Origin of the sequence: Desulfosporosinus youngiae DSM 17734 (assembly GCF_000244895.1) — a bacterium.
GTDB classification, from domain to species: domain Bacteria; phylum Bacillota; class Desulfitobacteriia; order Desulfitobacteriales; family Desulfitobacteriaceae; genus Desulfosporosinus; species Desulfosporosinus youngiae.
In genome coordinates, this window is sequence record NZ_CM001441.1 from 4,404,824 (window position 1) to 4,419,808 (window position 14,985).

The 14,985-nt window shown below is 43.5% G+C and carries 12 protein-coding genes and 1 riboswitch; of the genes, 4 read left to right on the plus strand and 8 right to left on the minus strand.

The window, feature by feature from the left end; translation table 11 throughout:
- Nucleotides 1–108: 108 nt before the first annotated feature.
- Together DESYODRAFT_RS20395 and DESYODRAFT_RS20400 are read right to left on the minus strand one after the other, a co-directional pair.
- Nucleotides 109–1,587 (minus strand): sensor histidine kinase, encoded by a 1,479-nt coding sequence (locus DESYODRAFT_RS20395; protein WP_007785998.1) that lies wholly within the window; start codon nucleotides 1,585–1,587, stop codon nucleotides 109–111.
- Complete coding sequence (locus tag DESYODRAFT_RS20400; protein ID WP_007786000.1) at nucleotides 1,584–2,267, minus strand: response regulator transcription factor; 684 nt, start codon at nucleotides 2,265–2,267, stop codon at nucleotides 1,584–1,586. Before DESYODRAFT_RS20400 ends, DESYODRAFT_RS20395 begins: the two co-directional genes overlap by 4 nt.
- A gap of 350 nt (nucleotides 2,268–2,617) precedes the next feature.
- Here DESYODRAFT_RS20400 and DESYODRAFT_RS20405 point away from each other — a divergent pair, with 350 nt between their 5' ends.
- Both DESYODRAFT_RS20405 and DESYODRAFT_RS20410 read left to right on the plus strand, forming a co-directional pair.
- Complete coding sequence (locus tag DESYODRAFT_RS20405) at nucleotides 2,618–2,971, plus strand: CGGC domain-containing protein (protein WP_007786002.1); 354 nt, start codon at nucleotides 2,618–2,620, stop codon at nucleotides 2,969–2,971.
- Nucleotides 2,972–3,313: 342 nt separating this feature from the next.
- Complete coding sequence (locus tag DESYODRAFT_RS20410) at nucleotides 3,314–4,813, plus strand: IS5 family transposase (protein ID WP_007783992.1); 1,500 nt, start codon at nucleotides 3,314–3,316, stop codon at nucleotides 4,811–4,813.
- Between the two features lie 59 nt (nucleotides 4,814–4,872).
- On the opposite strand, the gene lysA is transcribed toward DESYODRAFT_RS20410, so the two are convergent.
- Together lysA and DESYODRAFT_RS20420 are read right to left on the minus strand one after the other, a co-directional pair.
- Complete coding sequence (lysA, locus tag DESYODRAFT_RS20415) at nucleotides 4,873–6,132, minus strand: diaminopimelate decarboxylase (protein WP_007786003.1); 1,260 nt, start codon at nucleotides 6,130–6,132, stop codon at nucleotides 4,873–4,875.
- A 91-nt stretch (nucleotides 6,133–6,223) separates the two neighbouring features.
- A riboswitch (Lysine riboswitch) is annotated at nucleotides 6,224–6,398 on the minus strand.
- 186 nt (nucleotides 6,399–6,584) lie between these two features.
- The gene (locus DESYODRAFT_RS20420; RefSeq protein WP_007786005.1) at nucleotides 6,585–9,011 is read right to left on the minus strand and encodes a cell wall-binding repeat-containing protein; all 2,427 of its coding nucleotides are present in this window, start codon (nucleotides 9,009–9,011) and stop codon (nucleotides 6,585–6,587) included.
- A 630-nt stretch (nucleotides 9,012–9,641) separates the two neighbouring features.
- On the opposite strand from DESYODRAFT_RS20420, the gene DESYODRAFT_RS20425 reads away from it, so the two are divergent.
- Nucleotides 9,642–10,190 (plus strand): hypothetical protein, encoded by a 549-nt coding sequence (locus tag DESYODRAFT_RS20425; RefSeq protein WP_007786007.1) that lies wholly within the window; start codon nucleotides 9,642–9,644, stop codon nucleotides 10,188–10,190.
- A 145-nt stretch (nucleotides 10,191–10,335) separates the two neighbouring features.
- A complete protein-coding gene (locus DESYODRAFT_RS20430; protein ID WP_007786008.1) occupies nucleotides 10,336–12,579 on the plus strand; it encodes an RCC1 domain-containing protein in 2,244 nt (747 codons plus the stop codon).
- A 98-nt stretch (nucleotides 12,580–12,677) separates the two neighbouring features.
- Here the strand turns inward: DESYODRAFT_RS20430 and hgcB are convergent, their stop codons facing one another.
- From hgcB to DESYODRAFT_RS20450, 4 genes are all read right to left on the minus strand, one after another.
- Complete coding sequence (hgcB, locus tag DESYODRAFT_RS20435) at nucleotides 12,678–12,977, minus strand: mercury methylation ferredoxin HgcB (RefSeq protein WP_007786009.1); 300 nt, start codon at nucleotides 12,975–12,977, stop codon at nucleotides 12,678–12,680.
- A gap of 12 nt (nucleotides 12,978–12,989) precedes the next feature.
- Nucleotides 12,990–14,000: a mercury methylation corrinoid protein HgcA gene (gene hgcA / locus DESYODRAFT_RS20440; protein WP_007786010.1), complete on the minus strand. Its 1,011-nt coding sequence runs from the start codon at nucleotides 13,998–14,000 to the stop codon at nucleotides 12,990–12,992.
- Nucleotides 14,001–14,058: 58 nt separating this feature from the next.
- Nucleotides 14,059–14,415 carry an ArsR/SmtB family transcription factor gene (locus tag DESYODRAFT_RS20445; protein WP_007786011.1) on the minus strand — a complete coding sequence of 119 codons (357 nt, stop codon included), beginning with the start codon at nucleotides 14,413–14,415 and terminating at the stop codon, nucleotides 14,059–14,061.
- A 303-nt stretch (nucleotides 14,416–14,718) separates the two neighbouring features.
- Nucleotides 14,719–14,961, minus strand: a complete 243-nt coding sequence (locus DESYODRAFT_RS20450) for a hypothetical protein (RefSeq protein WP_007786012.1) — start codon at nucleotides 14,959–14,961, stop codon at nucleotides 14,719–14,721.
- Nucleotides 14,962–14,985: the final 24 nt, after the last annotated feature.

Sequence of the window (14,985 nt, forward strand, 5' to 3'; positions counted from 1 at the left end):
GTGTGCCTATGAAGGCACTCTCTTCGCATGTGTTAACTTTTTTGAAGACTTCATCAGTAAGAGTGTCAGGGGGACGGGGTTATGACAATAGCCCCGATCCCCACGACACTACTTGATAGCGTTCGCTGTTGCAGGCCTTACCGGAATCCATACATAAAAGGCACTTCCTTCACCTGGGGAACTTTCTACGCGAATGAGCCCTCCGTGGAGTTCTACGATCGTTTTTGTAATTGCCAGTCCCAGTCCCGCACCGCCATATTTGCGGGTTCGGGAGGGATCGCTCCGGTAAAAGCGGTTAAACAGATGCGGCAAATGCTCTTTTCCAATGCCGGGGCCGTTATCTCTAACAACGAGTTCCAGACCTCCGTTCATAGGTTCCAGGGTAATGTTAATCTGTCCTTTGTTCGCATCGGTATGCTGAACTGCATTATGGAACAGATTCAGGATGATTTGCTTAAGTTTATCCTCATCAAACCAACACCTTGCCGGTGCAGTAAGCCGCAAGTTCACGGTGCGGTTTCCGGCCAACAACCTTAATTGAGGCTCCATCTCCTTGATGAGAACCTCTACGTCTCCCTCTTCCGGATTAATGGTTGGAGAACGATCCAGCTTGGCAAGGAGCAAGAGGTCCTGTACCAGCTTTTTCATACGCTCGGATTCCGTAAGCATGCTCCGCAGGGATTTGTCGAGCTTGTCCGGTTGATTCATAGCTCCACGCAGCAGCACCTCCAAGAATCCATGGATCGAGGTCAAGGGAGTTCTAAGCTCGTGGGAAGCGTCCGCGACAAAGCGGCGCATTTGCTCTTTAGCCTCTTTTTCGGCCTCAAAGGATGTCTCCAGTCTTTCAAGCATTCCGTTAAAGGAGAAAGCCAAACGGTCGATCTCGACCTGACCCTGTTCCGGGGGAAAACGTTCCTGAAGATTTCCTGCGTTAATCTTTTCTACGGTTTTGGTCATATTGGATAAAGGCTCCAAGGTTTTTCGCAGCACGGAGATCAAGGCGAACATGCCTGCAATTAAGGCCAGGAAAGCCAGGGTCATGAAAATAAGCAGTTGACGGATTAACCCATCCTTTAAAGGCTTAGTGCTTAAGCTAACCTGGATCAGTCCGGTATTGTGAAATTTGTTCCCGATGGGTTGAAGTACAACCAACTGCTCTCCCACATCAGGCTGGTTTACTACTTTGTAAGTCAATTTTTGTTTGGAACTTAGTGCCTTTTGGTAGTCTTCTTTAGTAAGTTGAGGCGTATTTCCAAGCTGGTGATCAGCAAGGTCATTAGGCAGGTCTAAGAAGTTACCCTGTGCATCGATAAAACTTATTCTGGTATCAGGCATAAAAAACACCGGGAAACGACCAGGAATATTGGACTCAACGCTTCGCACCGCCTCTTCCCATAAATCAGGAGGAGCCGATAAAATCTGGTTTCTAATGCTGGAAGCCCGGTTACTGTAAGTTACCTCGCGCATAAAAAGGTACTGAAAAAGACCAATCACTGCCAAAAGGATTGCCATTACCAGCAAAGACCGGGATAAGAGCTGGAAAAGCAGCGAGTTTGGTACGATGTAGCTCCGGATGAGTTTTTTCATGTCAGGTCAAGCCGGTATCCCGACCCTCGCAGCGTTCGGATGAGACGATGTTCTTTGTCCTTCAGTTTGTCCCGCAGGGAGCGGACATAGACTTCTACAATGTTTTCCTCCCCGGCAAAATCGTAGCCCCAAACCTTATCTAAAATCGTTGTTTTACTCAGCACCAAACCTTGATTAAAAACCATAAATTTAAGGAGTTCATACTCAGTAGCAGAAAGTTCCAGAACACAATCATTGTAGAGGATCTCTTTGCGCCGGTCGTTAATTTTAAAGGGTCCTTGCACAACCTCTCCCACTAGCTCAGGAAATTGATTGCGGATTCTGGCGTAGATTCGGGCGAGTAGTTCCTCGAAGCTAAAGGGTTTTACCATATAATCGTCCGCACCCAGCTTAAGTCCTTTAACACGATCATCCACTTCCTCCTTTGCTGTGAGCATGATAATCGCTATATTCTCAGTTTTTTTGAGCATACGGCACACTTCAAATCCATCCATGCCAGGCATCATCACATCAAGAATGACAATATGAGGCTTAAATTGCTTGACCAAGCTCACCGCAGTCATCCCGTCTTGGGCCGTTTCCACTTCAAACCCCTCATTGATAAGGCCTATCTCTAAAAAGTCTAAAATATTAGGTTCGTCGTCAACCAGCAATACTTTAATTCCTGTTAGTTTTTGCATACATCTTCTCCTCGCCTATGCCCATACACGCAAAGCGGTTTATTACTATCTAATTATAAAGCTTAACTAAATAAAGGAAAGCTTAAACCAGGCTCTTCAGCCTCCAATAATTTATTGTTTTAGCTAATTATGCAGGACAAAGCTGAATGTAGGCTGAATGACCCCTGAACGTTCTCTTAAAACTCAAAGCATAGGCGCTTTTGGGATCACATCAAGTATGCAATAAAGCACGAATCAGTCTTTTAATATAATTCGCGCTCTCTGTAGAAAATTATCCAATTCCGTCCAGAAGGATTTTAGGATTAGTTATAGAATAATGTTCATAACTAAAAAAAAGGGGGATTAGACTAATGGCTAATATTTTAATTGTTTCTTGTGCAAAAATACGCGATGTAAGTTGCGTAGCTTGCCTGAAGTGTTTTAAAGCAGCTGACCTTAAAGAAGGCGAGTTCAAAAAGTATGACTCCGTTAAGATCGTGGGTATTAGTGGCTGCGGTGATTGCCCAGGCTTAGTTATGCCTAAAATCAATTTGGTTATGGAAATGGCCGATTATTTGATGCAGGATATCGATGCTATTCATATTGGCTCCTGTATAGTCCGGGCCAGAAACACTGCTGCCTGTCCCATTGACCTTGACGGTATCAAGGCGAAGCTGGAAGGAAAATTCGGGAAGCCAGTGGTTATAGGAACCCATAATTACTAATTAATTTCAGGGGTTAGCCGGTCTCTGCTGTACAGCAACACTTTATATTAAAAACGCCGAAATCAGGCCGGGTGGTCTGATTTCGACGTTCGTGTTCGTCATTATAACTTATATTGTAAAAAACGAGAATATTTTCCTGGAGTCATGTCTGACAGATGGAACCCTGACACAGAAAAAGAGCCCGCTGGCAAAGCAGGCTCTTTTGTATTTAGGGCTTGCTAACGAGTGCTAAACGCCAGGGAAAAACCTGATTTAACAAGGGTTTTTGGGCATTTACGTCGAATCTTTAGTGCAAGGAAATATGAATTTAGATTAAAAAAACCGTGCACTTGGAGGTTGAAAATGTACCGTAAACCGAGTCCCCAGCTAACCATAGATGATTTCATCCTGCCTTTTTCGGGGAAACTGGATCCCGAAAATCGTTGGGTTCAATTAGCTAATATAATTCCTTGGGATGAGTATGAAAAAGAATACGCCCATATGTTTCCGAGTGATCGTGGCAATGTGGCCAAACCGGTCCGTATGGCACTCGGTACGTTAATCATCCAAGCTCGCTGCGGTTATACTGACCGTGAAACGGTTCAGCAGATTACGGAGAATCCTTATCTCCAATGGTTCATAGGCCTCAAGGAGTTTCAATTGACTCGTCCTTTGACTCCAGTCGCCCTGGTGAAATTTCGCAAGCGCTTTAAGAAAGACCGCATGGCTAAAATCAACGAGCGCATTGCTTTAGCTGAGCGGGCGGCAAAAACATCTGAAAAGGAAGCCGAGAAGAACGATGATGATCAACAAGGACCTAATCTTCCGGATGCGGATAAGGAAGAGAAGAAAACCCCTGCTGACTCTGATTCAGAAGAATCCAAACCGAATCAAGGTATGTTGATCCTTGATGCCACCTGCACACCGGCCGATATAAAATATCCGACAGACCTCGGACTGCTTAACGAATCCCGCGAGAAACTGGATGAGATCATTGATACGCTTCATAAAGCGAAGGGTAAAGCAACCAAACGGCCGAGAACTTACCGTGAAAAAGCGAGAAAAGCTTATCTGAGTGTGTCTAAACAGCGGAGTCCGAGAAAGAAGCAACTTAGAAAAGGCATCAAGCAGCAATTGCAATATTGTAAAAGAAACCTTCGCCACGTTGACCAAATGCTGAAAGAAATTCCCTCAGGCTTTGAAGCCTTAAGCAACCGACAAGTCAAGTTATTGGAAACCATTCGAACCGTAATTGAGCAGCAGGAAACAATGTATAAGACAAAACAACATCAGATACCGGATCGAATCGTCAACCTCTATCAGGATCATGTCCGACCGATTGTACGCGGCAAAGCCAGTGCCAAAGTAGAATTCGGGGCTAAGGTAGCCATAAGCATCGAGAAGGGATTCTGCCGCATCGAAAAATTGTCTTGGGACGCGTTTAATGAAGCAGAAACATTGATAGATAGCGTAGAGCGTTACAGAGCCCGTAATGGATGCTATCCTGAGGCGGTGCTGGCCGACAAGATATACCGTAACCGCAAAAATCTGGCGTATTGCAAAAACCACAACATCCGGCTCAGCGGTCCCAAACTAGGCAGGCCCTCAGGAGATGCCCTGAAAAAAGTAGAGAAGGCCATTGAACGGATGGATGCCAAGATGCGTAATGCTGTAGAAGGCAAGTTTGGCGAGGGTAAAAGGAAATATGGCCTTGATCGTGTTTATGCTAAATTGAAAGAAACAGCAGAGTGCATGATTAGCATGCAATTCTTTGTCATGAACTTGGAGCATAAGCTCAGGGTTCTTTTTGTCCAAATTTTGAAGAGGTATTTTCAAATTACAGATATTGGTGTATTTGCGTAATCGAACGAATAAAAAGGATTCGGTTAGCAAGCCCTATTTAGAAGCAGACTTATTTAAAATTAATCTTCCAACCCCGAGAAATCTAACGTAGCGAAGAGATCTTCAAGCGTCTCAGCCCGTCGGATCATTTCCACACTGCCGTCCGTCTTGAGGAGCAGCTCTGCCGAGCGTAATTTACCATTATAGTTAAATCCCATAGCATGGCCATGGGCCCCGGCATCATGGATGACGACAATATCTCCAATATCCATCTTAGGCAGCGCTCTATCTATGGCAAATTTATCGTTATTCTCACACAGACCTCCTGTGACATCATAAATCTGATCACACGGCCAATCCTCTTTTCCCATCACTGTAATGTGGTGATAGGCACCATAGAGAGCAGGACGCATTAAGTTGGCCATGCAGGCATCTAAACCAACATAATTTTTGTAGATTTCTTTTTTATGCAGCACCTTGGCAACCAAATAACCATAGGGACCCAAGATCATCCGTCCGCTTTCCAGAGAGATCTTTAATGGGTCCAAGCCTTTATCAACAATCAGTTGATCGTAGGCCTCCTTGATCCCCTTACCTATCATCTCAAGGCTAACCGGCTCTTGATCCGGACGATAAGGAATACCAATCCCTCCGCCGAAATTAACTAATTCAATTTTGATCCCTAGCTTATCGTAGATCTCTCCTATTAGCTTGAACATCATAGTGGCCGTCTCAATAAAATAGTTAGGATCAAGCTCATTCGAAATAATCATCGTGTGGATTCCGAAGCGTTCGACTCCTTTTTCCCGGGCAATTTGATAGGCTTCGAAAATTTGAGATTTGGTTAAACCATATTTAGCATCAGCAGGTTTCCCGATAATCGCATTTCCGCCCTCGCGCAGATCACCAGGATTATAACGGAAAGAGATAATTTCAGGCATTCCTGCACTTTTCTCCAAAAAATCAATATGAGTAATATCATCGAGATTAATGATTGCACCTAATTCTTTCGCCTTTTGATATTCTTCAGCAGGGGTATTATTAGAAGAAAACATAATATTTTCGTCAAGAATCCGAGCCTTTTCCGCCAGAATAAGTTCTGCGATCGAACTGCAATCCGCTCCGAATCCTTCCTCCCGCAAGATTTTAAGGATATAGGGGTTCGGTGTTGCTTTGACAGCAAAGTATTCTTTGAACTCAGGAGCCCAACTGAATGCTTCTATTAATCTACGGGCATTTTTCCGAATGGCCTGTTCATCATAAATATGAAATGGTGAACCATACTGATCGATCATTGTCTCTAACTGCTGCTTGCTAAAAGGTAATGTTTTTTCTGCCACGAATGTTTTCCCCCTACTACAATTTAATCTCCAACTATAAAAAGCAGTTTAATGAGCGCACTCTTAAACTGCTTAAATATGCAAGCGAATTTTAAGTGATAGTGCTCCACCCAATGACTAGGTGACAGTTATGTACCTATTAAATACATAACCAGTAAAAGTCCTTATGCCACAGCCTTTTACTTCGGCGATTATTCCTTTCGGCACACTTCATCGCTGGATTGCTTGGTGTACTTACTCTTAATAACCGCACCTCTATCTAATTTATCATTGGTTTATTATGCAATAAAGGCTTGATAAAAGTCAAGTAACTCGTTTAGAGATGGGTTAATAAAAATAAGCGGCAATCTTGTAGCATCTCTCTCGCAAAGTAAGGGTAAACCTGTCTGGAAGTAAAAAAGGCTTCGAATAGCACAATGCATCCGAAGCCTTCATTTAAAAACCTAATAATCTTAGTCAGGCAAATCCGTCTTAGCATAATCCATTGCTGATTCAGGGCTCGAGCCGGCACTGTTTGCCGCTCTTACTTTGTAATAATAGGTTGTATCTGCCCAGAGGCCTGTATTCGTGTAACTGGTGGTGGAAACTGTTGCAATATGAGAGTAGGTTCCGGAAGAGGAAGTGGCACCGTAAACATAATAGGATGTGGCATTACTGACTGAATCCCAGGTTAGATTAATTTGACTGGAACTCACCGCCGTTACCTCTAACCCTGTCGGAGCCGCTGGTGTATCGTAATCATCATAATCTTCTTCATCAATGTTGATAAGAATACTGTTGGGTACTACAACTATTCCTCCAAAAATAACTTCTTTCTTAATACTCCTAATTTTGCTCTTAAAGAAGTTTATGGTAACCGGATCTACAGGATCACTGACTAAAAACACGGGGGAATTTGTTATAGAAGCTAAGGCGGCCCCGGCTAGGGCATCGGCATAGTTTTCCCCGGTTGATTCATAACATGTGCTGAAATCAAGTTCATCAGCAAATTCTTTAATAATACTAATATTTGTATCATACCTGGTATTTCCGCTTAATCTTCTGGGAGAGGGAAGTTGTTTAAGGACATTATCGCTGATGATCCCTGTCCCTCCCACTACATAGGTGCTTTGGGCATTTTTTTCTAAATACCCTTTGATGTTTTCAGGTAATTTATCTTTGGGGGTGAGTAAAATAGGCATTCCTTTCATGGCAGCTATGGGCGCAATGGATAAAGCATCGGGAAAGGTCTCTCCACTGGCAATCACCGCTTGGTCAAATTCCCCGATTGCCTGGGCAATTTTGATCGATGTGTCATATTTATCAGTCCCAGCGATCCTGGTTACCCCTATCCCCAGGTCTTTTATACTTTGCTCAACTCCGGAGGATATAATACCGGTTCCACCGATGATAATTACTTTTTTCACCTTTAAACGGACGAGCTGAGTCTTTGTTTGTTCGTGCAAGATATTCTTAGTTGTTAGTAATAAAGGAGCGTTATATTTTTGGGCAAGAGGAGCGCTGCATAAGGCATCCGCGAAGTTCTCCCCACTTACGATAACAGCATAGTAAGAAGTGATCCATCCAGACTTAGCAACTTCTGCAGAGGTTCCATACATATCCTCGCCGGCTAAGCGATCAGACTGGATATCCGAGGAAGGTTCTGTAGGAATGGTGCCATCTGTCTTAGCAGTGATTGCATAAGCACTTGAGGAATAGCCGCTGCTGCTCCAGTTGTTTACAGCAGTGACTTTGTAGTAATAAGTAGTATTCGGCGATAAGCCGGTATCGGTATAGTTCGAAGTAGTTGTTGTCGAGATCTTGGAGTATGTTCCTGAAGAAGCCGTCGAGCGATATACGTAATAGGATGTTGCTTCACTCACGGAATCCCAATCCAGATAGATCCTGCTGGAACTCTCGGCCCTTGCGGTCAGATCTGTTGGAGCGGATAGATCTGACTCGTCAGATCTATCTGTCGTTGCATAATCTCTAGAAGAATATTCACTTGTTTTTGAATTCCTGACTGCCTTGACCTTATAGTAATAAGTGGTGTCTGATTTTAAATCACTGTCTGTATATTTTGAAGATGTGGCTGTCCCAATCTTAGAGTAGGTGCCCGACGAAGTTGTTGATCTGTACACATAATAGGATGTTGCATTACTGACCGAATCCCAATCCAGATAGATTTCGCTGGAGCTTTCAGCGCTGGCCCTAAGGTCTGTTGGTGCTGACAATGAGTCATCTTCATCAGAATCCAGGGTCTTGGCATAGTCCTTAGAGGAATATTCACTCGTTTTTGAGTTCCTAACTGTCTTGACCTTATAGTAATAAGTGGTGTCTGATTCTAAATCACTGTCTGTATAGCGCGAGGATGTGGCTGTCCCAATCTTAGAGTAGGTGCCCGACGAAGTTGTTGATCTGTATACATAATAAGATGTTGCATTGCTGACCGAATCCCAATCCAGATAGATTTCACTGGAGCTTTCCGCGGTGGCGGTGAGGCCGGTTGGTGCTGACAATGAGTCATCTTCATCTGAATCCAGAGTAGTTTCATAGGTTCTAGAAGAGTAGGCACTTGTTGTTCCAGAACTGTTTACTGAGACTACCTTGTAATAATAGGTGGTTTCCGATTTCAAATTGGAGTCTGTATAACGAGAGGTTGTGGTTGTGGCGATCTTGAAATAAGTACCTGACGATGATGTTGCCCTATAGACATAATAGGATGCTGCATCACTTACAGAATCCCAATCCAAGTAAATTTCGCTGGAGCTTTCGGCGCTGGCCGTAAGATCAGTCGGTGCTGAAGGAATACTCGCCGCAAGCGTAACTTTCGGAACTATTAGGACAGCAAAAAAGAAACATAGTACTAAAGTTAATAATCTCAGACTGTTTTTTTTCATTACTCTACCTCCTATTATAAGAGTTTTTTCTCATATCTCCCTTTAAAAGCCTTTTCTATTGTCTGGTTGAATCACGTTCCTCCCGGTTTCCGCTTACTTTTACTTTATTCTTTTTATATCTTCATAATCCTTCCTGTGTTAGAAACTATTTCTTTCCGAGGGTGTTCCTTTTCATCTTCAGTGGAGGCAGTCTCCCACCTAAGTCTTGATGTTCGGCTTTACCTAAACAAGTTCACTGTCAGGGCAAGATTATTTTTAATTTTTTCAGTAGACTTTCAGTTAAGCCTCAGCTTCATTTCAGAATTTTATTGCATAATTACATTGCTTGGGCACACTGAATTAAGGGGTTTATCAAGGCTGATGCACTGTCTATAAACTAAAGTAATCCATGTCACTATGAGCACCGGTTGAATTCGCAGTCTCCGGGAGCTTTTTTCTATTTGCACTTTGTAGATTCTTAAAATCTAAAAAGCCTTGAAATATAGGGGATTTCAACAGCTCTTCATTAACTTTAAAGAATTAAATTTTAATCTTATTTTAATTTTCATCAAATTTTCCTTGAAGACTTTTAGGGTAGAATTCATACATAGTCAGTTACGGCACATAACAAAAATCAAGGAGGAATTCTAAATGACAACCTTAGAAAATGTAGAAAAATTACGAGCGATGGCAAATATAAGCTTTGCCGAGGCCAAAGCTGCCCTGGATGAAGCCAATGGGGATTTGCTTGAAGCCATCATTCTTTTGGAGAAACAAGGTAAGATCATCGCACCGGCAGGAGGCGGTTATTACAACAGTCAAACCGCCGGCGGCAGCTCAGGACCAAGCAACGATTTTTGCTGGGAAAAGCAAAGTCATCATCACTGTCATCATGGAGAAGGTTTTAAGTCTCATATGAAGAAATTGGGAAAATTTTGCCGAAAGATGATTCGCAAGGGTAATGCGAATTCCTTCGAAGTTCTCAAGGGTGAGGAGAGCAAAGCTTCTGCTCCTGTCACCGGCTTGGTCTTAATGTTGATCTTTGTTCCTTGGATTACTATTCCTCTGCTTATTATAGGGCTATTCTTTGGTTTCCGTTATCGTTTCAACGGACCCGATTTCAGCGGAAATACGGTCAATGACGCCATGGACAGCGCTGCGGATGCTGCCGAAAAATTAAAGAAATCCATCGATCTATAAAAAAATTATTAACAAGAGCGGAAACAGGCCATGTGCCTGCTTCCGCTCTTTCTATTTTAAACTTCCAAATTCTTGTACTTGAAGTTTAAGCAGAAGTAAGCTTAAATAACATTAGCTTTAATAATGAATTTTAAAGGAGATAACTATGATTAAACCACTGAGGAAAACGTTCTTAAGCTTATTCAGCGTACTCTTTCTTATAGGAACGATCCTTCCGGCCTCAGTCGTTTCCTATGCAAAACCGGCATTTGCCGCGGATGCACCTGTGCAAACCAGAGGTGCCAGTTTATCCACCGTATCTGCAGGTATGTTTCATAGTTTAACTCTTAGTAGTGATGGGACCGTATGGGCTTGGGGAGATAATTCAGAGGGACAGCTAGGTAATAACCAAAGTGAGCTTCCGGATAGTTCGACTCCTGTCCAAGCAAGCGATTTGACGAACGTTGTCGCCGTTGCCGCAGGGGGTGCCCATAGTTTGGCCTTGAAAAACGATGGAACCGTCTGGGGCTGGGGAAATAATGAATTCGGACAGGCCGGATTCGGAAAGATAGAACTAATCGCCGGCGGACCTGACTTCTATATGCCCGAACAATATTTAAAATCCTATACGCCCCTTCAAGTTCAAGGGCTTACTGATGTGATCGCTATCGCAGCAGGAATGGACTATAGTTTGGCCTTAAAGGCGGACGGAACCATTTGGTCCTGGGGAAGTAGCCAAAACGGACAGCTTGGAAACCCTTCGGGAAAGGGACTCTTTACGAATATCCCAGCAAAGGTCGTAGTTGATACTAATGGCCAGGCATTAACCGGGATCACTAAGATTTCTGCCGGAAGTGCCTTTGCTTTAGCCCTTAAAGACGATGGCACTGTCTGGACCTGGGGAGGCCTGCTCGTAGATGAGGAAGGAGTTCACAATGTGACATCTGCAGCTATACAGGTACACTCCCTAACAGATGTCATTAATATTAGTGCCGGTTATAATCACAGCCTTGCTTTAAAAAGCGATGGTACGGTTTGGGGCTGGGGAAAGAATGATCTATTTCAACTTGGAGATCGCGATACCCAACAAAGTTGGAATACACCGCTTCAGATCAGCGGGATTAATAATGTGCATTCTATTGTAGCCGGGAGTTATCTTAGTCTCGTCTTAAAAACAGACGGTACCGTATGGTCCTGGGGAGGTAACTTGTGGGGGCAGCTCGGCGATGCGGTTCCCTTTGAACAAGAGCCCTTGTCCATGAATCCGGTACAAGTTAATGAATTAACTAATGCTACAGCCCTTGCTTCAGGGTTAGGGTTTGTTATTGCCCGTCAAAGTGGGGGGACTATCTGGGCTTGGGGAGCCAATAGTGAGGGACAGCTTGGAAACAACACGTTTGGCGGACCGGTTGTCACCGGAGATATTTTTAATCCGGACGGAACAATCATATCCGGTGTTAATTCACCGGTTAAAAGTTTAATCCAGGCAGGTTCCTTCGAAACTACTTCCTTTACCAGATTAGCCGGTCTTGATGCCATGGAAACGTCGGTAAAAATATCCCGGGAAGGCTGGCCTGATAGGGCTTCGACAGCTATTCTGGCAACCGTTGTCAATTTTCCGGACGCACTGGCCGCTGCGCCTTTAGCTCATCAATATGATGCTCCGGTTCTGCTCACTGAGAGCAAACAGCTGACACCCAGTGTCGAACAGGAACTTGGCCGCTTAAAACCTTCCAAAATCATCATTGTCGGCGGAACAGCGGTTGTTTCCCAGGAGATAGAGGATCTTCTTAAGCAAACCTATGAGGTTACACGTTTATCCGGATATGATCAGTATGAAACTGCGGCGGAAATTGCCGCCGACCTCCATACTATGAATCCCGAAATCTCTGGGAAAGCCGTAATTGCCTACGGCGGAAATTTCCCGGACGCCTTAGCTATCTCCTCATTAGCCGCATATCAAGGAATCCCTATCTTGCTTACAGAACAGGCACAGCTTCCTGCAGCCACTAAAACTGCTCTTCAAGACCTCAATGTCACGGAAACCATCATTGTCGGCGGAACTGCAGTCGTCAGTTCACAGGTTGAAGCCCAGTTAAATGGTGTAAAACGCTATGCCGGTATTGACCAGTATCAAACCGGGATCGCTATTGCTAAGGGGTTAGGGAATAACTTTGATACTATTTACCTGGCAACAGGGGATAACTTCCCGGATGCTCTGGCGGGTTCGGCATTGGCTGCCCGGACCGGAAGTCCCATCATTTTGGTGGATAAATATCTGAACAGCACCGCCGTTACAAATTTCTTGATAGACCACAACCTTGCTGTTACGGATGCTGCTATTTTAGGAGGAACCGCGGTAATAACTCCAGCGGTCTGGGAGAAAATCACACGTTTCTTTATGTTATAAACCCTTATGTAAACTCTTGATTATCTGTCATTTCTGTTTTAAAACCCCCTTGAAACCACGAAGTATGATAACATATTTCGTGGTTTCAAGGGGGTTAATTAGCAACAACTGCCTCCGCTGCCGCTTGAACAATCGCAGCTCGGTTCCGTTCCGGTCAGCCAGCCCATAATGACAGCGAAGGCACAACCCACACCCGGCTTAACCTCCAAGGCATCAAAGGGACAGTTTTTGACGCAGGCACCGCATTCCATACACTGATCTTTGTCAACAATCACTGATTTTTTGTCTTTTAATAAAAATACATTATGGGGACAAACTTCAAGACATCTGCCGCAGCCCGTACATAGATCTGAGTTTATTTTTAACGTTGCCACGTTTTTTAAATATCGATTCTTCATATCTAACACTCCTTAGAGTTTCATAAAGCTATTAACCAAAATCAGAACCATTCCCAGAACCGTCGAGATAATAATCGCGGGGACAGCTTTCCTCATCTCTTTTAAGACACCCGAAAAGGATGTGAAGGTTGAAGATCCTGTAAAATTCATCGCTAGAAATGCTGATATTGACGGAAGAAGGAACAGATACCCCAGAGCCCTCAAACTACTGTACTCTGAAGCACCCGTCCCATTCCAGTCATTAAGTATGTTAACGATGATAGCCCAAATAAAACCTAATACCCAACCTTTCCAGGCAAAAGCCCTGCCCGGAATCCACGGCAGCAGGACTGGGGTTAAAACACATCCTGCCACGACCGCACCCATATAGGCGTAAAAATCAACCAGTCCGAAAGGACCCAAGCCAAGGAGATTTAGTAAAAAGAGAACTCCAAAAATCATTAAGGAAATTTTGAACGTACCGACTAATTCCACAGGGGTCAAAACCAGGCGATCATAGATGCCGAACCTCACTGTACGCATTTCCTGGGTCGCTTTCATACCTGACTTGATAAATTGTTTGATATCCTCAGCTCTGACCGGCCCATAAACTACTTTAAAACCCGAAAACTTGGCGACCACGTGAGCACTTATGCCCGGAGCACCTAGCTGTGGTACTATTACCGTTCTGTGCGAGACAACCTTCTCCAGTTGTACTATGGCCATACGGTTTAGTAGTTCTTGGGTTCCAAAGGTTCCCTTTCCGGCAGCACACCATACATTGATGCCCTTGGTATCCAGTACCAAAATCCAGGCATCGATACCCTTTAGTTCTTTCCTAAGCTTATCAAAGCTCATTTTGTAATTTGCCGAAACCAGAACGGGAGAATTGCTATCTGGTTTTCCCAAACTATAAAGGCCGGGTTCCACCATATACTTCATTCTGCCAATTCCCCAGCGGGCTTTCCAAGTTCCTAAAATATCACTGAATGTTAATTGGGCTGAAGTTGGCGTGATGTTCAGTTCTCTGCTGGAAATTTGCATATTACTTGCACCTCTTCAAGATCATTTAAGCATTATCAGCTTATTTAGTAAGTCAATTTCATTTAGAATTATCGTTATTTATTTTACAATCCCGTTTGCAATCGTAATCTGTGGAGGTCTGATTAATACTTTTGTCCTTTTTAGATTTAATCTTAGAAATAAACTCAGCGATAGTTTCTATTGCCTCACCATTGATACTATAATACATCCATGCCCCTTCACGTCTTCCTTTAACAATTCCGCTATCGCACAGAATTCTCATATGATATGACAAGGTTGGCTGCGTGATTTTAAAGTTATCTAAGAGTTGGCAGGCGCACATTTCACCGCAAGAAAGCAGGTCGACTATGTTCAGACGTGTCTGATCCGCTATTGCCTTAAATAACAAAACATATTCTGCATAACTATACTTCATAGAATCAACTCCTTATTGATTTTCAGGTAAGGATATAGATAAATATCTATATCCTTATTATACCCTTTATATAGATAACTGTCTATATAATCACTATCAAAGAACTATCGGTTAGGCTTGGAAGAGTAAACTAAAAACCGGTCCGAATCATTCATCTAAAAAACTGACTTTAAAAAAAGCAGCTGCACATGCCTTAGCGCCAAATTAACCGCTTTGCCATGTATAGCTGCTTGGAAATCGTTATTTAGATATAACTCCTATTGAGAGAAACTTGATCTCATCCATATTACTTTATCATCAAAATCATTCTGCTGCCTTCTCTTTCCGGGCTTTTTTCTTAAGGGCCTTTGCTTGGCGTTCCTGATACATCTCCTGAATCCAAACACTTACAGGAGCCTTCCACTGTTCACGTTTGCTGGGTATATTTTTGATTAGACTTCTTGGATTCAATCCCATCTCTTTGGCCATTTTAATGGTCTCTTCGTTAAGTCTGCATCTCTTTTTAGCCTCAGCCCATTCAGCATCTTTTTTAAGATTATTAGCCATGCATCGGTCCTCTCTCAGCCTATC